This window comes from Microbacterium hatanonis (assembly GCF_008017415.1).
In the GTDB taxonomy this organism is placed as follows: domain Bacteria; phylum Actinomycetota; class Actinomycetes; order Actinomycetales; family Microbacteriaceae; genus Microbacterium; species Microbacterium hatanonis.
On record NZ_VRSV01000001.1, the window covers coordinates 442,086 to 462,882 of the forward strand.

Genomic DNA, 20,797 nt, shown 5'->3' on the forward strand with positions numbered 1-20,797 from the left:
GCCACCGTCGTGCACAGCCGCCGGCGAGCGGCGCCTGGGGAGGGACCGACGACACGCGACCGCGGGAGGAGATCTCATGAGCGGAGGATCGCTCGCTCGGCCAGTATCCGCCGGCGGTGACATCTCCTCCGTTCGCTGCGTGCGCGAGAGCGTCAGCGAGAGGACGGCGAGTCTTGCCGGGGCAGCGGCTGCGTGTCGAGGCCCTCGTCGGGGGCCTCGGGGGTGGTGTCGACGAGCGGCAGCGAGACGCGGAAGGTCGCCCCGCCGCCCGGGGTGTCGGTGACCGAGACGGTGCCGTTCAGCGCGTCGACGATCGACGCCACGATCGACAGACCCAGCCCCGCACCCCCCGTCTCGCGGGTGCGCGAGGTGTCGGCCCGCCAGAAGCGCTGGAAGATCTGGTCGCGGATCTGCTCGGGCACGCCCTCCCCGTGGTCGATGATCTCGATCCAGCCCATGCCGGCCTCGCGGTCGGCTCCGACGCGGAGCCCGATGGGCGAGTCGTCGGCCGTGAACCGTCGTGCATTGCCGAGAAGGTTCGCGATGACCTGACGGATGCGGTTCTCCTCCCCGAGCACGATGGGCTCCACGACCTCGGACTCCGGCTCCTCCACGACGTCCGCCTGCGCGTCGTCGGTGCGCGGGCGGCGGCGCAGGCGCGAGAAGGTCGCGCCCGCGATCGCGATGGCGGAGGTCGCCGGGATCGTGCGTCGCCGGCCGTCGCCGACCGGCTTCGGCCCGGCCGGTTCTGCGGGTTCTGCGGGTGCGGGCGGCGGCTCGAGGGCCGGGGCGGGGGCGATCTCCGTCGTGTCGTCGACGGTGACGACGCGCTGCGGTGACGCGGCGCGCAGGTCGAGCGCGGCGTCACGGGCCAGCGGACGCAGGTCGATCGGAACGATCTCGACGTCTCGTCGTTCGTCGAGGCGGGCGAGCGCCAAGAGGTCTTCGACGAGCACCCCCATGCGGATCGCCTCCTTCTCGATGCGCTCCATCGACTGCGCCACGTCTTCTTCGCTGCGGATGGCGCCCATGCGGTAGAGCTCGGCGTAGCCGCGCACCGTGACCAGCGGCGTCCGCAGCTCGTGGCTCGCGTCGCCGATGAAACGCCGCATCTGGCGAACGGTCGCGTCGCGTTGACGAAGGGAAGCGTCCACGCGCCCGAGCATCGTATTGATCGCGGCCTTCAGACGACCGACCTCCGTGCCCGGCACGACGTCGGCCATGCGCTGGCTGAAGTCGCCGGCGGCGATAGCCATCGCGGTGGTCTCCACCTGCCCGAGTCCGCGGAAGGTCAGCGTGACGAGGTAGCGCGTCGCGATGGCGCTCGCGACGAGGATGAGCAGCGCGAGCACGCTGTAGATGCCCACGAACGTGCCGACGACACGCTCGGTCGGAGCGAGCGACTGGGCGACCAGCTGCGTGTACGTATTGACCCCGAGCGGCTGGACGACATCGACACTCGCGAGAAACGCCTCGCTGGAGCCGTTCACGTACAGATAGAAAGGTGCACGACCCTTCGTGATGGTCGTGTCGAGCGAGAAGGTCTGCGGGAACACGGGGGGCGTCTCGCCGTTGCCGCCCGTGGCCATGACGAACTGGCCGGCCGGGTCGTAGATGGCGACGAAGTACTCCGTCGGTGCGGCGGTCTCGTCGACGGTGAACGACAGGACTCCGCCGTAGTCCTCGATGTTCATCAGAGCGGTGGTGAGGTCGGTCGCCGCCAGCTGTTGCACGGACGTCGAGACGCTCTCGACCAGCGTGTTCCGCAGGAACGCCATCGTGCCGACGCCGGCGGCGAACAGCCCGATCGCCAGCAGGGCCACCGTGACACCGGTGACCTTCGCGCGCAGGCTGACGCCGCGCCACCAGCTGGTGACGGCGTCGTGTGTGTCGCTCAGGATGACCCCCGATCGTGCCTGACGGGTCTGCGGTGGATCAGACGGTCTTGCCCGCCTTGAGCATGTACCCGAAGCCGCGCTTGGTCTGGATGAGCGGCTCGGAGGAGTGCGGATCGATCTTGCGCCGCAGGTAGGAGATGTAGCTCTCGACGATGCCTGCGTCGCCGTTGAAGTCGTACTCCCAGACGTGGTCGAGGATCTGCGCCTTCGACAGCACCCGGTTCGGGTTGAGCATGAGGTAGCGCAGCAGCTTGAACTCGGTCGGACTCAGGTCGATCGAGACGTCGCCGATGGTGACGTCGTGGGTGTCCTGGTCCATCGTCAGCTCGCCCGCGCGGATGACCGACTCCTCGTCGGCCTGCATCGTGCGGCGGAGGATCGCCTGGATGCGGGCGACGATCTCGTCGAGGCTGAAGGGCTTGGTGACGTAGTCGTCGCCGCCGGAGTTGAGCCCCGTGATCTTGTCCTCGGTCTCGTCCTTCGCGGTGAGGAAGAGGATGGGGGCCGTGTACCCCGCGCCGCGGAGGCGCTTGGTGACGCTGAACCCGTTCATATCGGGCAGCATCACGTCGAGCACGATGAGGTCGGGTTCCTCCTCGAGCACGGCCGAGATGGTCTGTGCGCCGTTGGCCACGGCTCGGACCTGGAATCCGGCGAAACGCAGACTCGTGATGAGCAGGTCGCGGATGTTGGGTTCGTCGTCCACGACGAGGATGCGCGGTGCGTTCATGGCCTCATTATCGCGAAGTCGATGATGGATGGGCTGATATCGCGCGGATCGGCGGCTACGCGGCGGGCGCGAGGATGCCGTCGGCGTCGAGGATCGTGTACGCGTAGCCCTGCTCGGCGAGGAAGCGCTGACGGTTCTGCGCGAAGTCCTGGTCGACCGTGTCGCGGGCGATCAGGGTGTAGAAGCTCGCGGTGTTGCCCGATTTCTTGGGGCGGAGCAGGCGTCCGAGGCGCTGGGCCTCCTCCTGGCGGGAGCCGAAGGATCCCGACACCTGGATGGCGACGGATGCTTCGGGCAGGTCGATCGAGAAGTTCGCGACCTTCGAGACCACCAGCACCGAGATCTCGCCGACGCGGAAGGCCTGGAAGAGCTCTTCGCGCTCGGGGATCGGAGTCGCGCCGGTGATCTTCGGGGCTCCGAGCGACTCGGAGAGCAGGTCGATCTGGTCGAGGTACTGACCGATCACGAGGATGCGCTCGCCGGAGTGGCGCTCCACGAGTCCTCGGACGACGTCGATCTTCGCGGGTGCGGTGGCGGCGATCCGGTAGCGGTCTTCGTCGGCGGCCGCGGCGTACTCCATGCGGTCACCGTCGGGCAGGTCGACCCGCACCTCGTAGCAGGCGGCGGGGGAGATGAAGCCCTGGGCCTCGATCTCCTTCCACGGCGCGTCGAACCGCTTGGGGCCGATGAGGCTGAAGACGTCGCCCTCCCGTCCGTCCTCGCGGACGAGCGTGGCGGTGAGTCCCAGCCGGCGCCGCGCCTGCAGGTCGGCGGTGAGCTTGAACACCGGCGCGGGGAGCAGGTGCACCTCGTCGTAGACCACGAGGCCCCAGTCGAGGGCGTCGAGGAGCGCGAGGTGGGCGTACTGACCGCCGCGCTTGGCGGTGAGGATCTGGTAGGTCGCGATGGTGACCGGCTTGATCTCCTTCGCCTGACCGGAGTACTCCCCGATCTCCTCCGGGGTGAGCGACGTGCGACGTAGCAGCTCGTCGCGCCACTGCCGGGCGCTGACGGTGTTGGTGACCAGGATCAGCGTGGTGGTCTTCGTGTCGGCCATGGCGGCCGCTCCGACGAGGGTCTTGCCCGCGCCGCAGGGGAGCACGACGACGCCCGATCCGCCTTCGGTGAAGGTGTCGACGGCCTGCCGCTGGTAGGGGCGGAGCGTCCACCCGTCTTCGGCGAGGTCGATCTCGTGAGGGGTTCCGGGGGTGTACCCCGCGAGGTCTTCGGCGGGCCAGCCGATCTTCAGCAGCTCCTGCTTGATGTGGCCGCGCGCCCACGCGTCGACCGCGAAGGAGTCGGGCGACGGGCGGCCGATGAGCAGCGGCTGGATGCGCTTGTTGCGGGCGACCTCGGCCAGCACCGCAGCATCCGTCGACCTGAGCACGAGGGCGCCTTCGGCGTCCCGCTCGATGACGAGGCGGCCGTAGCGGTTCACGGTCTCGCTGATGTCGATCGTCACCGACGCGGGCACGGGGAAGCGCGTCCAGCGGCTGAGGGTGTCGAGCATGTCTTCGGCGGTGTGCCCGGCAGCGCGGGCGTTCCACAGCCCGAGGCGGGTGATCCGGTAGGTGTGGATGTGCTCGGGCGCGCGCTCAAGCTCGGCGAAGACCGCCAGTTCGTGCCGGGCGCTCTCAGCGTCGGGGTGCGCCACTTCGAGAAGCACCGTGCGGTCGCTCTGGACGATGAGGGGGCCGTCAGCCATAAGGACCGATTCTACCGTGCGGGTGGATCGTCGGGGCGTTCGGTCGCCCGTTCACGCGACCGGGTGGACGCTCACGATGCTGCGCAGGGGCAGCGTGCGCTCGACGTCGGCACCGCGGTCTCGTCCGCGCAGGCGACCGCCGCCGAGACCGGTCGCCTCGAGGCGGAAGGTGCGTGTGCTGGCGTCCGGGAGGCTCACCACGACGTCGACGACGGAGCGGGCGCGCACCGCCTGGTCGAGTTCGCGCTCGAGCCACGCGGCGTCGCCGTCGGAGCCGCCCGAGCGCAGTCGAAGCAGGAGTGCCGCGTACTTGTCGGTCGCGGGCGCCGGGGAGGGGTCGTCGGCGATCCGCGAGCGGTCGAGCGTGCGCGTCGAACCTGCGCCGTCGACCGCGATCACGGGGTACCGGGCGTCGGCGAGGGCCCAGTAGACGCTGTCGGCGGGCACGCGCGAGATCAGGTCGTCGCCCTCGCGGACGAGGCCGAGCGAGCGCAGCGCCTGGTCGACGGCGATCGTGGCGATCGTCGCAGGGTCGTCGCTGACGACGCGCGTGAGGACGGATGCTTCGTCGCGCTCGACGCGGATGAGGCCGTGACGGGCGGCGGTGCTCTCGATGACGTACGCGAGAGGCTGCGGGAGCCCCGTCAGCGACACCGTTTCGAGGAAGTCGCGGAGGGACTCCGCGGTCTCGCCGGCCGTGATCGCGGCGCCGATCGTCGTCGCGGTGAAGCGGTAGGTGGTCGCCTGCGCGCGCGACTCGCGGTTGGCCATCGTGCGCAGGCGCACGTCGAGCTCGGGGGCCAACGGCCCCGGTGCGATGGCGGTGAGGTCGTTCTGCAGGTACAGCCGGTCGACCTCGGTCGGCAGCATCCGTGCCCAGACGTCGGCGTCGACGCCTTCGCCACGGGCGAGCGGGGCGACCCAGCTCGGTTCGGCTCCGGCGGGGGTGAACAAGCCCCAGGCGACCCAGCGCCGGCGCCACTGCTCGGCCACCGCGGGCCACGACCGCTGGAACGGGTAGGCGGAGGGCCAGTCGACGGCGGGGATCCAGCCGCCTGTCGCCGAGCGGAGAGCCTCGGGCAGAGCGTCGCGCAGGTTGAGCGCCAGCGTCTCCCATCGAGCAGCCGTCGTCGCGTGCAGCCATTCCCGTCCGGAGCGCGTCACCAGCCAGGTGCGCTCCCGCCCGACGATGAGACCGCCCGCGTCTGCGACCTCGACCAGGGGGTCGGCGTCTTCGGCGTGGGCGATGGCCCCGGCTTCCACGAGCCGGCGCCGATCGACCGCGCCCAGGGTGCCCGACCCGATGCGCCCCAGGGGGGCCTCGAGGCACAGCAGCAGAAGGTCGGCGAGGGAGGCGGCGGAGGTGAACGCCCGCTCGGCTGCGGCTGCGTCGTCATCGGAGGTCGAATCGGGCCGCGCCGCGTCGGTGGGCTCTATCAGGGGGAGGCGCTCGCGCACGACGTCGCCCACGGCCTGGAACACGTCGCCGTCGATCGTCGCGAGAGCCCGGGCGGCGAGGTCGGCGCGCGCGGGGGCAGCGACCGGGGTCTGGGTCGTCACGGCGTCGGCGAGGGCATGGGCTGCCGCAGCCGGGAGCGCGTCCAGTGCGCGGCTGATGGCCGCGGGCTCGAGGAACGCCTCGGCGGCGTCGTAGAGGTCACGCCACGTCGCCGTCGGCGAGACGCCGCGCACGGAGAGCAGCTTCGCCAGCTCCGCGTCGTCGCGCTCGGACAGAGTGGACGCGAGCGCGCGCTGATCGGATGCGGGAGGCATGCTCAGCGACCCTTGTTGGCCCGAGCCCTTCTGACGAAGCTCATCACCAGCACAACGATGATCAGCACGAAGGCGAGGGGGAGCCCGAAGCTCGGAAGCAGGATGACCGTGGGCCAGATGCCCGCCGAGTAGTCGGTGACGCCGGCGGGGCGCGATATGAGCACCGCGAAGAAGCAGCCCACGGAAAGCACCAGCAGTCCGACGGACATGAACGCGAGGATGCGGTCGATGCGGCGGACCGGCATGTCGTCGCGGGCTGTGGGACTCATCCCGCTCAGCCTAGCGCCTGCCGGGCGTGTCGTAGGCTTGAGGAGGGGCTCGCCTGCCCCGACTCCAGAGTCCGTGCACGCACGGACTCCCGTTCTCCCAGCGAGGTTGTGCCCATGCCCACCGGCAAAGTCAGGTTCTACGACGAGGAGAAGGGGTTCGGCTTCATCACCACCGATGACGGCCAGGACGTCTTCCTCCACGCCACGGCGCTGCCCGAAGGCACCCCTGCCCTCAAGGCCGGCGCGCGGCTCGAGTTCGGCGTCGCCGACGGCAAGCGGGGCCTCCAGGCCCTCTCCGTGCGCGTGCTGGACACGCCCCCCAGCCTCGCGAAGCGCGCGCGCAAGCCCGCCGACGACATGGCGATCATCGTCGAAGACCTCGTGAAGCTGCTCGACGGCATCGGCGGCGACCTTCGCCGCGGCCGCTACCCGAGCGGGTCGCACTCCAAGAAGATCGCCGCGGTCCTGCGCAAGGTAGCCGATGACTTCGAAGCCTGAGCCGGTCGACGCCGAGCTGCTGGCGGCGCACGATCTCGCGATCGCGGCCCTCGGCGAGGTGACGCCCGTCTCCTCGATCGGCGCCCCGGCCGGATACACGCTCGAAGACGGAGGCGTCGTCTCCCTGCGCTTCGCCACGACCCTCCCCGGATACCCGGGGTGGTTCTGGACGGTCTCGCTCGCCCGTGTCGAGGGCGAAGCCCCCACGGTGCTCGAGGTCGAGCTGCTCCCCGGCGACGGCGCGCTCCTCGCGCCCGACTGGGTGCCGTGGGCCGAGCGTCTCGCCGACTACCAGGCCGCGCAGACGGCGCTCGCCGAAGCATCCGAGTCCGACGACGATGATGAAGACGAGTCCGACGACGAGTTCGAAGACGACGAAGAAGACGATGATGACGACGACGACGAGGGCGTGAGCCGCACCCACGGCGGCGACATCGACGGTGTCGAGATCGACGAGCTCGACGACGCGACGGCGGAGGACGACGACTCCGACGGGGAGGACTCCGACGAGGACGAGGACGAGGAGTACTTCGACCGGTCGGAGCCCGCGTCCGACGAGCGCTGAGCTCCAGCCCGGGCCCAGCACTGGGGGGTTGATCGCCGTCTACCTCCGTGCTTGTTTCGAGCGGGGGTTTGGACGGCTTTCACCTTCCCGTGCGCCGCAACTGTCACGAGGGCGTTTTCGGTTCCGGAAGTCGGTGTCCGCGCGCGGCCCCTTGAGCGGGCTGATCAGCGGGCGTGCTATACGCGAGTCACGGCGCGGTAGCTGCCTCCCGGTCGATGCCAGCAGCTGGCAGCTCCTCCGATCGCCTTATACAACCGAGTGCGCACAACGATCCTCTATCGGGGCGCTACGGCACTACCGCGATTCGGTGCCGCTGGTTAGCGACCGAATTTAGTCGCGCCCGAGACTTTCTTCCCCGTCGTCGAGGACGGCTTCACGACGGTCGACTTCGTGACCTTCGAGCCGTTCACGCTGCGTAGTACGCCATATCCGCCGGAGGTCTTGACGACCTGCCAGCTTCCCGACTTTGCTGCCATAGCCACAGTGTACGACTCTCCACCCTCACGGCGCCGTTCATTCTGCGTCAACGGGCTCCGGGGTGTCCTGGTCCTGGCCGACCTCGAACGGGATTGACATGAGCTCGGCCGTCAGCTCGGTGAGTGCGACGTCGCCGTCATCGAACGAGTTCGCCTTCGGCGCATCGAGGGAGACCATTCCGTAGACGCCGTTTGCGGTCCAGATCGGCACGGAGATAAACGTCTTGTAGCCAGACCCTGTCCCTTCGTAACCAGCCGGCTTTACCTTGTCGAGGTTTGGGTAGGAAGCCGTTGTCTTGGCGTCGAGGAAGTCCAACGCGGCGTCGCCGCGGGGCGTATCCGCCTCGAAGGGTCGCGGTCTCTCCCCGCGGCCACCGTGGCCGATCGACTCCATACGGGTCGGGTCGGAGTAGAGGAGGTACACCACGGCCCGCGGTCGGTGCACCCGCCCGCCGACCATCCCGGCCAGAGCCTCAGCAGCCACGTTCGCGACCATCTTGAGGTAACCGTGCCGCTCTTCGAGCGGCTGCAGCGCCATGTCGGCCGTGGTGGATGCGAAGCGCATAAACACATCTCGGAGCTTGATGAGCTGCTCCCGTCTTGCAGTCGCCACGGCCTCCTGCCGCGCATCGGCGGCACCGTCGACCTCCGAGTTCGCGGCCTCGAGCTCCGTCCGGAGTTCCTCGTTCGTGCGCTCCAGGGCACCCTTTTTCCGGGACTCTCTAACCTTCGCGATGACAGCGAAAAGGACCGCTAACACCGCGCAGACTGCGGCCGCCGCGAACCATCCGAAGGCCTCCGTCGCCCAGAACGGCGGGGGCGGAGCGTCGTCCAGCATTTCTACGGGCGGGACAGCGCGGCCGACGGCGAGGAATTGGGCGAAACCGGCGGCGCCGAGGATAGGTATGGCGGTCCCGAAGATCACCCAGAAGGCATCGCCTGGGCTCTTCTTCTTCTCCTCTACCATTGCTGCATCGTACTGGCGGGGGAGGATCTTCAAGCGCCGCTGCAGACAGCGTGTGATGAGCGACACCGTGACGCATTACTGACATGAGACTAACTTCTCGGTAAAACCGTGAGGTGCCTGAACGGGAGGGGACTCCGTCGCCCGCGAGGACGCGGTGAGCCTTCCGGGCGCACACGATCGGCAGTGGTCGTGATCGGCGCCGTTGGCACGGCGCTTTTCATTGCTGCCCTTGTCGCCTCGCTCTTGGACTGAGCACAACACCGACGCGGGCCGCAGAGAGGGATCGGTCAACGGGCCCCTGCCGGCGCAAATGTCGTTAGGGGCCCGAACCGCTGAAGCGCCGCCTTCTCGCAGGTTCGGCTTCGGCGACGCTCATAGGTAAACCCGGGACGTCCACCGACGCCCCCTAAAGCTAGATTGCTCGCGTGGACACCGTTCAGATGCGTGACTCCTCAATGGAGCGCGACGCCCAAATTGATCGTGTTGCCGACTACGCCGGGCAGGAGGCTATCGTGGCTGAGCCTTGGCCGTCGACTATCGGGTCACGAGACCTGTCACGCTCCGAGCGTCGTCGGATCCTCGCAGAGTGGCTGGAGTTTTTCCGTCAGCCCTCCCCTATCAAGCACCTGACTCTCTGGTGCCGCGTCACCGACGAGATCCTTGAAGGCATTTCTACGCAAACGCAGTTAGAAACCCTGACCCTGCATTGGGGGCCGTACACCGAGCTTTCGCACTTCCTCGCGTTGACCCGGCTTCGGGAGTTGACTCTGGGCGGTGCGAGCGCGATCACTGACCTGAACCCGGTGGCTCAGCTGAGGGGACTTACGCACCTCTCTGTCGAGAATGCTCGAAAACTGCGCGACTACACGCCGCTCGGTCAGCTGACTGGGCTGCGCTACCTTAGCGTCGACAGAGGCATCACCGGCTCACGAGCCGATGCAGAGTCCATCGACTTCGTTCGCGATCTTCCTAATCTGCGCACCCTCTATTGGGACCCGAGAGTGGCCCCCGGTGACTACTCCGCGCTTCTCTCCTTGACGGAAGCGACAGAGGTACACGTCTCGCCATCGAAAGGAATGACTCCATCAATAGCTGACCTGGAGTGGGCGCTGCCAGGCATGCAAGCTCATCGACGCCGGCGCGCCGACCACACTATCCCGCTCTATGAGGGCGAGAAATTGATCGGATGGCTGGGGACGAACGTCGCCGGTCGAATGGAATTTCTGCCTCCCGACGCCAACCGCACCTGACGGGGGTGGCCAACGATTCTGTATAGAGGCGTTGCGGCACTACTGGCGGGTGTGAGTGATCCGACGGGGCCTGACGGACCCCAGAGGGAGATAGCCCGCTATCCCGCACCGAAACCGATCCACTAGGCCCATGTACCCTGGCGTGCGTCTCTATCTCTGGGGGAGCCTCACCACTACCGCCTGGCGGGTGATCCTCTACCTCTGCTCCGGGGCCAGACCATTCGACGACTCGCGGATGCGGCGTAGCTGCCTCTCTGCGGAGGTCGAGTCCCAGGCGGTGCCTCGTTCATCAACAAAGTGCCATAAGTGGCCTTCACCAAGGACGCTGATGATGGACCGCGCGACTTCTTCCGCCACTGCGCTGGGAGTCCGAGCTTCCGTCGAGAAAGGACCACGGGGCGCATCTATGACCGCTATCCACCGGTCATGCGATAGCGGGAAAACTTCGACGGGGAGATCCATCCGAACAGTATGAGTCGACGGCGACTTACGTTTCACCCAACGCCCGCTGATCGATCGGCTTTCGGGCTCCCCGTATGGGGAGTCCTGGCTGAGCAGCGCCCGAGACGCTGCTCAGCTGTCGTCCCGCCGCGGGCGTAACCCGAGTGCCACTCGCCATTCGTCGGTAAGGCGCCCGACAGTTTCGAGGTCCCGGCGGGCTGCCGCGCGTCCGACCGGTTCGGACAGTGCGGTTACCTCTTCGTCGCTCTGACCGCGCAGCCATTCTTCTGCGGTGGCCCGCACGCCTTCACCCGTCTCGTCCACGAGCATGTCCGCGATGCTCCGACGCAGGCCCTCGGCCGTCATGCGGTAGATGTTCCTGTCGGCGGCCGCAACCGTTCCTGCAGCGGCCCATGCCTCTGCGACGTCGGCGTATCCCTGTCGAATGTTCAAGTGTGGCGGGACGACGGGGAGGTCGGTGCGCCCTTCGATGAGGATGGGAAGCGCCATGCGTCGAACCCAGTCCTCGATGTGTCGCACTTCGTGCATCAGTGTGCGCCACTCGCCGGTGTGTGGCCGCTGCACCATGACCTGTGGCCAGATCGACACCTCAACCCTGCTCCCGCGCGGAGCCGACGCAAGCACTTCCCCGATCTTCACGACCTCCTGATGTTCGGCAGATCTAGGTGCCTGGCTCGGCGTGCCTACATCGACGCGACCAACGCGCGTGAAGGCGACGGCCGGCTCGCGGTGCTTGGCGTGATTCGTGAATTCGACCAGCAGGCGTAGCGGGTGGTTCGCGTTGTCGGTGCGCTGGTAGGGCTGGATGCGGTCGAGGCGATTGGTAAGCTCCGCGCCGTACCCGAACAGTGCCAGCGAGCGTCTGTTCGGGTGCTTGCACCACTGCTGAAAGGCGTCGGGCGACTTCGCTGCAGGAATCTCGAGGGCCTTCGACTCCTTCTCGGTGAGGGAACGGCCGGCGCGATGCGCCACCTCGGCGAACAGCGCGTGCTCCAGCATGTTGCGCGACTGATTGAGCGCGTCCGCGAACAGGCGTGGAACCGACTGGGGTAGCGGGTCGATGCCCGCAAGGACCACGTCCTCGTGCGTTGGGGTGAACCTCGGGATCAGCTTGAGTGGGTCTTTGGCGAGGTAGTCGTGGAGCACGCTACCGAGCTCCCCGATGGTCGAGTCCACATACGCCACCGTGTAAAGAACGTGTGCCTGGTGGTCAGGGAGCCAGCTGCCGCTCGCCGCCGCTCTCGCCATGAATCGCAGGGTATTGGAAGAGTCGTCCTCGGGCGAATTGGTCACACGACCGTGACTACGTTGCCGCTACTCGCCCCATTGCGCAGACGTTCGACTCATGGTCGATCGGTAGAGGATCCTTTCGGGGCAGCCGTGGCGCCACCCTCATCGTCGAGCTTCGATAGCCTCCTGTCGCTGCACTGTTCGGTACACGGTCGACCGCGCGACGCTGAAGAGCTCGGCCAGCTCGGCGGTGGAGTGGGTGCCAGCGCGGTGGACTTCCATCAGGTGCCGTTGCTGCGGGACGGATAATTTGGGTTGTTTGCCGCGAAGGTGCCCCTTGGCCTTGGCGATCTGCATTCCCTCGCGCGTGCGGGCGCGGATGAGATCGGATTCGAACTCAGCAACCATGGCGAGGACGTTGAACAAGAGACGCCCGACTGGGTCGAGCGGGTCGTGGACCGACCCACCGATGCTCAGTTTCACGTTCTTGGCGGTGAGCTCATCGATGATGTCGCTCGCATCGCGGAGTGACCGGGCGAGCCGGTCGAGTTTGGCCACCACGAGAGTGTCGCCGTCGCGGCACGCGGCTAGGGCTTCGCGAAGGCCCGGTCGAGCTCGATTTGTGCCGGTGAGTCCATGGTCGGTGTGGATGTTGGTTGGGGCGACGCCGAGCCGTTCGAGAGCGACCCGCTGCGCTGTTAGGTCTTGTTCGTAGGTGGAGACGCGTGCGTATCCAATGAGTAATTCATTCATGTTCGGACGGTGCGCCCGACGACGCCGGCGCACAAGAGCCCAACAGGATTCCCTATCGGACACTCGGGTCAGTGCGGCTGAGGGGCCGCTCGCGGGCATCTTCAGCGAGCGGCGAAAACGCGACTTCCATGGTCGTTACGCAAAACGCGCAGCGCACCGACGCGAGCCGCGAAGGGGGTTGCGTTGGGTCCGGAACCCATGAGGAGTTGCTCCTTCCGTAGCGTCATGTGATCTTGTGGACTCACCGTTTCACTCGCAAAGGAGGGCCCCCGCATGTACCCGTCTTTCATCCCGCCGCGACAGGTCATGATCGGAGACGCAGCATGGTTCGCGGACACGACGCCGCGAGCGATTCGCCACTACGAACAGATTGGCTTACTCCCCGAGCCGGAGCGGACCAGCAACGGCCGCCGACTTTACAGCTACGAGGTGGTGGTCCGCCTTTTCTGGATCCGCAAGATGGCCGACGCAGGGATTGCCCTCAACGACATCCGCCGCGTATTCGCCGCCCCAGCCCCGGCCGGCGCTACCAGCGACCGTGACATCGTCGATGTCTTGGAACAGCTGGACGCGGACCTTGCCGCCCAGGAAACAGAGCTGCAGCGGAAGCGCGCGGCGGTGCAGCGCATGCGCACCCGGGGCAGCACGATCGGTCTGCTGAACGACTTCGTCGCGCAGCGCTTAGAGAATCTGCCCGAGGGCTCTCTCAGCCAGGCACATATGGACAATCTCGTAATCACGGAGCGGATCTTGGGCCCTCTCGGTGCCGCCATCCATGCTGGACGCTACCTCGCCCTCGCCGCCCACCCGGCCCTGCGAGAAGAGTCCGACCGGATCGACGCGGCCGAGGAATCTCTCGACGACACGGTCTCCGTCGATGACCCCCGCGTGGAGCGCGTGGCGGCCGAGCGACATGCATTCGAACGGGCATTGCAAGAAGTAATTGCCAGCTCCGGCCAGGGGGAAGAAGACGACGCACTCTTTGACCTTTGGGAGAACCTTCACGCCACGACTACCGACAGCTCAGGTCTCGGCTCTCACCCCAAGCGCAGACGGATGAGCGCCTTTGAAGCGCTGGGAAGAATGCCCTACGACTTCTCCCCGGCCCGCCTGCGCTGCATGGAGGTAGTCGAAAGGATCGCTGCGGACGAAGCCGCCGCACCGTAGGTAAGGCGTTCGTTGTGGGATTCTTATTCGGGCGTAGCCCGTTCGCGACGGGTCGTCATTGAGACGAGGCGGGTACTTCCGGCTCGGGCCAGTCCCATTCAGGCTGCAGGTCGCGAAGTGGTGCGGTCCTGCCGTGACCGAGAACGATCGTGGTCCCGATATTGGAGTCATCGACCTGCCTGATGAACTCTCGGCAACGACCGCAAGGAGCGAGCACCGTCACACCCTCCTGATCGACCTGCCACACGGCGACAATGCGAGCGATCGCGTACTCACCGCTGGTAACCATCGAGGCGATTGCGGCGTGGTCGGCGCAGAAGCCGGTCCCGGACCCGGTGTCGATGCAGACACCAGTATGAATTGCGCCGGTGGTCGTCTCGAGTGCAGCAGCGACATCCCCAAAAAGACGGTCGCCCAGGCGGTGCGGGTTGATCCTGGCTCGAGCGACCTCGATGAGATCGTCATGTTCGCTCATCGCTCAAGAATAGACAGAGCTACTATCTACCGTCCGAGAGTGACCGTCAGCGATGAGGCGTTGCTCGATCGTCTACGGACACATGTGCGCCCCCGACGCGGGGGCCGAGGTCTGTGCAGACCGCTTCCTAGGGCGGATTGCGCTCATGCTGGGTCCTGTCGGGCAGGTGTCGGCTGTCTGTCGGGTTCCATTCGTGGTCCGGGTCTGCTGTCTTTCTTACTGTGGAGGACATGAGCGAGACACGAATCATTGAACTTCGAACCCAGCGGGGCTGGACTCAGGAACGCCTTGCAGAGGCCAGCGGGGTGACTGTTCGCACGGTACAGCGGCTCGAGGCGGGAAACGACGTCAGCCTCGACACGCTCTCCCGGTTGGGCAAAGCGCTGGGCGTGGCTGTGCGGGATCTCTTCGTGACCGTCCCCGAGAACGACTATGGGAAGGCGGTATCCGCGCTGGATGAGACTGAGGCTCGGACATTCTGCGGAAGCAGCGCGGACTGCCTGGCGCAATATTGGTTCAGCGGTAGCCCTTTTTGTCGTGTCGCCCATCCCGGTGGTGCTCCTGATCGCGGCGGCCGATCAGGGCGTCCTTTCAGTCAGCGTCGAAGCCGCGATAGCCATCGGCCTTGGCAGTTTCTTCTTGATCGCGGCGGTCGGCGCGCTCCAGCTGGTTCGAGCAACCAACGGTCTCTCGCCGTTCGTCCCGATCCGCCGGAAGCGCTTGCAGTCCGACTTCGCAGCACTGCAGTGGGCAAAAGACCTCGATGCGACCCATCAACGTCAACGGACCACATCGCTCGCCGTCGCCGTAGCGCTGTGGGTGCTCTCGCCACTGCCTCTCATGGTCGCAGCGTTGCTGGAGCCGACCCCATCGCAGGGGCTATGGATAGCAGGAGGAACAGCCTTCCTCCTCCTCGTCGTCGCCGCAGGGTTGTTCATGGTTCTGCTGACGGCCTGGTCCCGTTACGTCGCGGCGAAACTAGCCTCAGCCGAGCGGTAACCCTGGGCGCTGATGCCACAGACGCCTGTACCGAGCTCCTGTCATAAACGGAAGACGCTCACGGCTGCGAATCGGACGCTGGCGGCGTTGGCTTACGAAACAGTTCAGGCCCTGACGATCCGTCGCTCAACGACCGCGCCACCTAGGCAATGGTTCCGACTGTCCGCTAAACGATCGCGCAGCGGACATCCGCCACGATCGCGCGCGGCAATACGATTACCCTCAGTCCTGCCCTAGTCGAGCCTTGCTTACCCCGGCGGCTCGGCCGCCGTTGGTGAGGGAGGCAGCCCGTTCAAGCCGGGCCAGGGCGGGGTTTTCGCGAGGATTGCGGTCGCTTCGTAAGGGACCGTGGCTTGGGCTCCCTACTGGTGTCGGGTGTGACGTGCCCGTACCGTCGTCATCATGCCGGACCAGGTCGGGAATCTTGTGACGGTACCGAATGTCGTCGGCCTCCCTTTCCACGTCGGGCGCGATCTCGCCGCCGAACGCGGAGTGACGCTGGCCAATCCGGACCCGGACGGACCTCCGGTGGGAGCGCTCGCTTGGCCCGGGCTCTTCTACATCACGTCTCAGCGACCGAAGGCGGGCGCGGTCGTAACGCGGCACTCCTCCGTGGTTGTCGAAATCACCGAACACGGTGACACTCAGCAGCCATCCGAGCGGATTGACCCGAACGACCCTCACGCGGCGCCCGCACACGCAAGGCCCGACGAACTGCGGTCCCTAGACCTGTCCGACTCGGACGGTCATTCATAGAGCGATCCCTGAATGCCCCGCCCAGGAGGAGGGCTACTTCTGCCGGCCGGCCTCTTCGCCATGCTGCGCGTTGAACTGCGCGACTCGCTTCGACCGTGCCCGGAGATCGACAATGCCTTTCGCGACAGGCGGATTGTCCTACCCATCCGTCCTTCAGAATCAGGACCGCGAATGAGAATCGGCGCGGCGCACGGAGTCCCGTGCGCCGCGCCGATTCTCGTTCTGGCGTCGGTCAGAGGCGTTCGATCGTGTAGTCGATGGAACGGATGAGCTGGCGCACGTCGTCGGGCTCGATCGAGACGAAGGTGGCGACGCGCAGCTGGTTGCGCCCGAGCTTGCGGTAGGGCTCGGTGTCGACGATGCCGTTCGCGCGCAGGCTTTGGGCGACCGCCGCGGCATTGACGTTCGCGTCGAAGTCGATCGTGACGACGACGGGGGAGCGGTCGGCCGGGTCGGCGACGAACGGGGTGGCGATGCTCGAGGCCTCGGCCCACGCGTACAGCGCGCCCGACGACTCGCGCGTGCGCGCATCCGCCCACGCCAGGCCGCCGTTGCCGACGATCCACGAGAGCTGCTCGTCGAGCAGCAGCAGCGTGGTGACGGCGGGGGTGTTGAGCGTCTGCTGCAGTCGGGAGTTGTCGAGGGCGTTCTTGAGGCTGAGGAACTCGGGGATGTAACGGTCGGATGCGGCGATCCGCTCGATCCGCTCGATGGCCGCCGGTGAGACCGCGGCGAACCAGAGACCGCCGTCGGAGCCGAGGTTCTTCTGCGGGGCGAAGTAGTAGACGTCTGCCTGGGTGACGTCGAAGTCGATGCCGCCCGCCGCGCTCGTCGCATCGATGACGGTCAGGGCGCCCGGATCGGCCTCGACGCGGGTGATGGCGGTCGCGACGCCCGTCGATGTCTCGTTGTGCGGCCAGGCGTAGACGTCGACGCCGTCGACGGGCTCGGCGGCGATGCTCGACCCGGGCTCGGCCTTGCGCACGTCGGGCGCCTGCAGCCACGGCGCGGCGGCTGCGGCGGCGAACTTGCCGCCGAACTCACCGAACACGAGGTTCTGGCCGCGGTTCTCGATCAGGCCGAAGGCGGCGGCGTCCCAGAACGCGGTCGATCCGCCGTTGCCGACGATGATCTCGTAGCCGTCGGGCAGGCGGAAGAGCTCCGCCAGCTGCGCGCGCACGCTGCCGACGAGGTTCTTCACGGGGGCCTGTCGGTGCGACGTTCCGAGGATCCCCGCACCGCGGGTGACGAGGGCTTCGAGCTGGGCCCCGCGGATCTTCGACGGCCCGCAGCCGAATCGACCGTCGGTGGGCAGGAGGTCCTTCGGCAGTTCCACGTGCGACATGCGTCGATTCTAGGGTCCGCCCGCGCGGCCGGTTCGCCGCCCCCGGCCGGGGGCGCGGGGCAGCGGATAGGCTGGAGCGACTCCCTTCGCACGCCTGAGGACCCCATGACAGATCTCATCGACACCACCGAGATGTATCTCCGCACGATCCTCGAGCTCGAGGAGGAGAACATCGTTCCGCTGCGCGCGCGCATCTCGGAGCGACTCGGTCACTCCGGTCCGACGGTCTCGCAGACCGTCGGACGTATGGAGCGCGACGGACTCGTCGTCGTCTCCGAAGACCGTCGCCTCGAACTGACCGACGCCGGGCGGCAGAAGGCCGTCGACGTCATGCGCAAGCACCGCCTCGCCGAGCGCCTGCTCAGCGACGTGATCGGACTCGACTGGGCCTACGTGCATGAAGAGGCGTGCCGGTGGGAGCACGTGATGAGCGAGCAGGTCGAGCGGCGCCTCGTCGAGCTTCTCGGGCACCCGACCGAGTCGCCGTACGGAAACCCCATCCCCGGACTCGATCAGCTCGGCGACAACCCCGCCAACACCTTCGAGCAGGGCGTCGTCGGTCTCGTGCGGAAACTGACCGACGAGGGTGCTCCGATCACCGGTACCGTGCGGCGTCTCGCGGAGCCCGCACAGGTCGATCCCGAACTTCTCCAGCAGCTCAAGGATGCCGGCGTGATGCCCGGCGCGACGGGCAGCTACCGCTTCAACGAGGGGTACGTCCTCGTCGAGATGGACGGCAGCGACGAGGGGCTCGAACTGCCCGTCGAGGTCGCCTCGCACATCTTCCTCGTCGACGCCCGCTGATCCTCCCTGGGCTCCGGGGTACGGAGTTATCCACTGGTCCCTCCGGCTCAGCGTGACTTATTCGTTACCTTCGGGTAGCGTGGCCGGAGTCCACAGGCGAGAAGCCCGCCAACGGACCCCTCGCAGATTGCCTCATCGGCTCGTCGTCCGCAGAGGGTGAAGCCCGCACATCGTGCCCCACACCGAGTGTCGACGAGTCAGCGATCCACGCAGAGGCGCCGGAGGAAAAGCTTGGCTGAACCAACCGATTCGGACGCATCTGCACCCGAGCAGACCGCGACCGATCTCACTCGCAGGAACCGTGATCGACGCACCCCTCGTTCACGCGCAGCGCGACCCGTCGCGCGCACCGTCGCAGCATCCGCTCCGGTCGCCGCATCCGCTCGCCCCCGCTCGGGCTCGCGTCCGGTGCGCAGCGCCGTCATCTTCACGATGGTCGTCGGTCTGATCGCCACCGTCGCCCTCCCCGCCTACGCCGCGTTCCGCCCCGAGGCCGAGACGATGACTCTGCAGCAGGCCGCCGCCGGCGACGCGCAGTCGCTCGTCGTCGCGTCGGACGCCACCGTCGCGCAGCTCGACCGCAGCAGCTACTCCGCGACCACGTCGGAAGAGATCGACAAGAAGAAGGCCGCAGAAGCCGCTGCCGAGCGTGCACGTCAGGTCGCCGCCGCCGCGCGCACCACGTCGACGTCGTCCTCGTCGTCGACGTTCTCCAGCCCGATCGACCTGTCGATGACCGCCCCCGGTTCGGGCGAGGTCCGCTGGCCGATCCAGGGCTTCACGAAGGGCCGCGGCCTCGGCGACTCGGGTTACCACCAGGGCGTCGACCTGCTCGCCTCGTGCGGCACCCCGCTCTTCGCCGCAGCGGCCGGCGTCGTGCGCGTCTCGCAGGAGAGCTTCGGCGGCTACGGCGTCGCCGTCACCATCGACCACGTGATCAACGGTCAGCGCGTGAGCACCCTCTACGGCCACATGACCTACGGCAGCCGCCAGGTGCAGTCGGGCCAGACGGTCGAGGCCGGCCAGCTGATCGGCGTCGTCGGCAGCACGGGCAGCTCCACCGCGTGCCACCTCCACTTCGAGGTGCACATCAACAACGCGGTCGTCGACCCGTGGGCCTGGCTCGAGCAGAACGCCGGCTGAGCCCCCGCAACAGCGTTGAAGCGGCGTGTCGGAGCATTCGTTCTCCGACACGCCGCTTTTTGTTTCCCCTTTCGGCGACCCTCGGGCGTGTCGCGGTGGGTTACCCTTTCCTCGACGTAGAGAGAAGCGGAGGAAGCCGATGGGCGCGACACCACGTATCCGAACCATGGATGCGCTCGGTCTGCTCGTCCTTCGGCATCGTGTGATCGGATGCTGCGGTGAAACCGCGGCCGCCTGGCGCTGTCTGTAAGACAGCGCTTTTTTCATACCCTCCGCAGATCGACGCGTCGCAGGTCGAATAACCCGGGAAGCCGTCCCGGACCGTTCGAGAGGATGCCGACATGCGCACTCTGGTACTCAACGCGGGCTACGAGCCGCTCGCGGTGGTGTCGTTCAAACGAGCCCTGGTTCTCGTCATGAGCGATAAGGCCACCGTGGTCGAACACGTCGAAGGCGAACCGGTGTGGGGGAGCACCGGTCATTGGGATCGTCCGGCCGTGATCGTGCTCTCGCGCTACGTGCGGGTGCCGGGCGCGCGTCGGGTGCCGGTCACGCGGCGAGGAGTGCTGCGTCGCGACGCGCATCGCTGCGCCTACTGCGGCAAGGCCGCCTCGACGATCGACCACGTGATGCCGCGGTCGCGCGGCGGCAAGGACACGTGGGAGAACCTCGTGGCCTGCTGCCTGTTTTCTGAACCAGTCCCTTCCTCACGGCGGGCCGAGCCCTGTAGAGACGCGGATGTGACTTCGCGGGCGCACACGTTTAGGTCTCCGCGGCTGAGGTCAGAACCCATCTTCGGCAGCTCGGCGGCGTCCGAGGCCAGTACGTACTCCACCCATCTCGTGAGGCGCACCCGACCGCGCGATCAACTGGCAGGGTCGGTGTTTCCGGAGGCGGTCCGATGAACCGGGTTCTCCTTCTCAACGCCACATACGAACCAATATGCACCGTGGCTATGTCCCGCGCGATAGCGCTATTACTACAGGGAAAGGCGCAAGCTCTTGCCTGCCGGCCCGGCGAAGTAGTCAGGTCTGCGAGCGAATCCATAGATTATCCGACTGTCATCAGGCTGGAACGTTATATTCGGCTTCCTTACCGGCGCTCCGCGCCACTCACCCGAAATGGGGTGCTGCAGCGTGACAATCATACCTGCATTTACTGTGGACGTGACGGTCGGACAATTGACCACATAATCCCGCGGAGTCGCGGGGGAGATTCTTCGTGGTTAAATTTGGCGGCGTGCTGTCAGAAATGTAATAACAAAAAGGGGGACAGTTTGCTCGCCGAACTTGGCTGGCGGTTACGATTCAGTCCACACGAGCCCGATTACCGAACTTTCTACATTTCAAAATTGACTGCAAGACGTATTGAGCCGGCGTGGAGCGAGTGGTTGAGCCTCAAGGCGGCGTAATGCATTTTCTTCGCGCGGTGGAGCGGATCGCGTTGTATGGGCGGCCACACTCGGTCACTATTTCATGTCCTCGTTGGTGGAATGTGCAAATTTCGCCTATTGGGCCCTGGACTTTGGGTGA

The 20,797-nt window shown here is 66.8% G+C and carries 21 protein-coding genes and 1 pseudogene; 11 read left to right on the forward strand and 11 right to left on the reverse strand.

All coding sequences use genetic code 11. The features are described from left to right. Nucleotides 1–152 precede the first annotated feature (152 nt). From FVP77_RS02155 to FVP77_RS02175, 5 genes are all read right to left on the reverse strand, one after another. Nucleotides 153–1,778 (reverse strand): sensor histidine kinase, encoded by a 1,626-nt coding sequence (locus tag FVP77_RS02155; RefSeq protein WP_147894400.1) that lies wholly within the window; start codon nucleotides 1,776–1,778, stop codon nucleotides 153–155. A 157-nt stretch (nucleotides 1,779–1,935) separates the two neighbouring features. Then, complete coding sequence (locus FVP77_RS02160) at nucleotides 1,936–2,628, reverse strand: response regulator transcription factor (RefSeq protein WP_116647583.1); 693 nt, start codon at nucleotides 2,626–2,628, stop codon at nucleotides 1,936–1,938. 55 nt (nucleotides 2,629–2,683) lie between these two features. After that, nucleotides 2,684–4,333, reverse strand: coding sequence for a DNA repair helicase XPB (locus FVP77_RS02165; RefSeq protein WP_116647582.1), 1,650 nt, complete (start codon nucleotides 4,331–4,333; stop codon nucleotides 2,684–2,686). Between the two features lie 51 nt (nucleotides 4,334–4,384). Further along, the gene (locus tag FVP77_RS02170; protein ID WP_147893041.1) at nucleotides 4,385–6,106 is read right to left on the reverse strand and encodes a helicase-associated domain-containing protein; all 1,722 of its coding nucleotides are present in this window, start codon (nucleotides 6,104–6,106) and stop codon (nucleotides 4,385–4,387) included. Between the two features lie 2 nt (nucleotides 6,107–6,108). After that, a complete protein-coding gene (locus tag FVP77_RS02175) occupies nucleotides 6,109–6,375 on the reverse strand; it encodes a multidrug ABC transporter ATPase (protein WP_147893042.1) in 267 nt (88 codons plus the stop codon). Between the two features lie 114 nt (nucleotides 6,376–6,489). Between FVP77_RS02175 and FVP77_RS02180 the strand changes: the two genes are divergently transcribed. Further along, nucleotides 6,490–6,873 carry a cold-shock protein gene (locus tag FVP77_RS02180; RefSeq protein WP_116647579.1) on the forward strand — a complete coding sequence of 128 codons (384 nt, stop codon included), beginning with the start codon at nucleotides 6,490–6,492 and terminating at the stop codon, nucleotides 6,871–6,873. Continuing rightward, a complete protein-coding gene (locus tag FVP77_RS02185; RefSeq protein ID WP_147893043.1) occupies nucleotides 6,857–7,438 on the forward strand; it encodes a DUF3027 domain-containing protein in 582 nt (193 codons plus the stop codon). The genes FVP77_RS02180 and FVP77_RS02185 overlap by 17 nt, the downstream gene beginning before the upstream one ends. Nucleotides 7,439–7,755: 317 nt before the next feature. Here FVP77_RS02185 and FVP77_RS16690 read toward each other — a convergent pair whose 3' ends face one another. Both FVP77_RS16690 and FVP77_RS02190 read right to left on the reverse strand, forming a co-directional pair. Then, entirely contained in the window at nucleotides 7,756–7,914 is a 159-nt protein-coding gene (locus FVP77_RS16690) for a hypothetical protein (protein WP_187266781.1), read from the reverse strand. 37 nt (nucleotides 7,915–7,951) lie between these two features. Then, nucleotides 7,952–8,881 (reverse strand): GAF domain-containing protein, encoded by a 930-nt coding sequence (locus tag FVP77_RS02190; protein WP_147893044.1) that lies wholly within the window; start codon nucleotides 8,879–8,881, stop codon nucleotides 7,952–7,954. Between the two features lie 425 nt (nucleotides 8,882–9,306). Between FVP77_RS02190 and FVP77_RS02195 the strand changes: the two genes are divergently transcribed. Further along, entirely contained in the window at nucleotides 9,307–10,131 is an 825-nt protein-coding gene (locus FVP77_RS02195; protein WP_147893045.1) for a leucine-rich repeat domain-containing protein, read from the forward strand. Between the two features lie 573 nt (nucleotides 10,132–10,704). Here FVP77_RS02195 and FVP77_RS02200 read toward each other — a convergent pair. Together FVP77_RS02200 and FVP77_RS02205 are read right to left on the reverse strand one after the other, a co-directional pair. Beyond that, a complete protein-coding gene (locus FVP77_RS02200; protein ID WP_147893046.1) occupies nucleotides 10,705–11,886 on the reverse strand; it encodes a hypothetical protein in 1,182 nt (393 codons plus the stop codon). Between the two features lie 99 nt (nucleotides 11,887–11,985). Beyond that, nucleotides 11,986–12,576, reverse strand: coding sequence for a recombinase family protein (locus FVP77_RS02205; RefSeq protein WP_147893047.1), 591 nt, complete (start codon nucleotides 12,574–12,576; stop codon nucleotides 11,986–11,988). A 273-nt stretch (nucleotides 12,577–12,849) separates the two neighbouring features. On the opposite strand from FVP77_RS02205, the gene FVP77_RS02210 reads away from it, so the two are divergent. Further along, nucleotides 12,850–13,743: a helix-turn-helix domain-containing protein gene (locus FVP77_RS02210; protein WP_147893048.1), complete on the forward strand. Its 894-nt coding sequence runs from the start codon at nucleotides 12,850–12,852 to the stop codon at nucleotides 13,741–13,743. Nucleotides 13,744–13,798: 55 nt separating this feature from the next. On the opposite strand, the gene FVP77_RS02215 is transcribed toward FVP77_RS02210, so the two are convergent. Then, complete coding sequence (locus FVP77_RS02215; RefSeq protein ID WP_147893049.1) at nucleotides 13,799–14,218, reverse strand: cytidine deaminase family protein; 420 nt, start codon at nucleotides 14,216–14,218, stop codon at nucleotides 13,799–13,801. 230 nt (nucleotides 14,219–14,448) lie between these two features. Here FVP77_RS02215 and FVP77_RS16985 point away from each other — a divergent pair. From FVP77_RS16985 to FVP77_RS17215, 3 genes and pseudogenes are all read left to right on the forward strand, one after another. Next, nucleotides 14,449–14,631, forward strand: a pseudogene (locus FVP77_RS16985) (helix-turn-helix transcriptional regulator); the annotation flags it as partial. Between the two features lie 43 nt (nucleotides 14,632–14,674). After that, nucleotides 14,675–15,217, forward strand: coding sequence for a hypothetical protein (locus FVP77_RS02220; RefSeq protein WP_246134073.1), 543 nt, complete (start codon nucleotides 14,675–14,677; stop codon nucleotides 15,215–15,217). Nucleotides 15,218–15,619: 402 nt separating this feature from the next. After that, nucleotides 15,620–15,973 carry a PASTA domain-containing protein gene (locus tag FVP77_RS17215; protein ID WP_425463120.1) on the forward strand — a complete coding sequence of 118 codons (354 nt, stop codon included), beginning with the start codon at nucleotides 15,620–15,622 and terminating at the stop codon, nucleotides 15,971–15,973. Nucleotides 15,974–16,205: 232 nt separating this feature from the next. On the opposite strand, the gene serC is transcribed toward FVP77_RS17215, so the two are convergent. Beyond that, on the reverse strand, nucleotides 16,206–17,318 hold the full coding sequence (gene serC / locus FVP77_RS02225; protein ID WP_147893051.1) for a phosphoserine transaminase: 1,113 nt from the start codon (nucleotides 17,316–17,318) through the stop codon (nucleotides 16,206–16,208). A gap of 105 nt (nucleotides 17,319–17,423) precedes the next feature. Between serC and FVP77_RS02230 the strand changes: the two genes are divergently transcribed. The 4 genes from FVP77_RS02230 to FVP77_RS02245 all read left to right on the forward strand — a co-directional run bounded on the left by FVP77_RS02230 (nucleotide 17,424) and on the right by FVP77_RS02245 (nucleotide 20,676). Beyond that, nucleotides 17,424–18,122 carry an iron-dependent transcriptional repressor DtxR gene (locus tag FVP77_RS02230; protein ID WP_147893052.1) on the forward strand — a complete coding sequence of 233 codons (699 nt, stop codon included), beginning with the start codon at nucleotides 17,424–17,426 and terminating at the stop codon, nucleotides 18,120–18,122. Between the two features lie 231 nt (nucleotides 18,123–18,353). Further along, a complete protein-coding gene (locus tag FVP77_RS02235; protein ID WP_187266782.1) occupies nucleotides 18,354–19,265 on the forward strand; it encodes a M23 family metallopeptidase in 912 nt (303 codons plus the stop codon). A gap of 341 nt (nucleotides 19,266–19,606) precedes the next feature. Beyond that, complete coding sequence (locus FVP77_RS16990; RefSeq protein ID WP_246133940.1) at nucleotides 19,607–20,170, forward strand: HNH endonuclease; 564 nt, start codon at nucleotides 19,607–19,609, stop codon at nucleotides 20,168–20,170. A gap of 50 nt (nucleotides 20,171–20,220) precedes the next feature. Further along, nucleotides 20,221–20,676, forward strand: a complete 456-nt coding sequence (locus FVP77_RS02245) for an HNH endonuclease (RefSeq protein WP_246134046.1) — start codon at nucleotides 20,221–20,223, stop codon at nucleotides 20,674–20,676. Nucleotides 20,677–20,797: the final 121 nt, after the last annotated feature.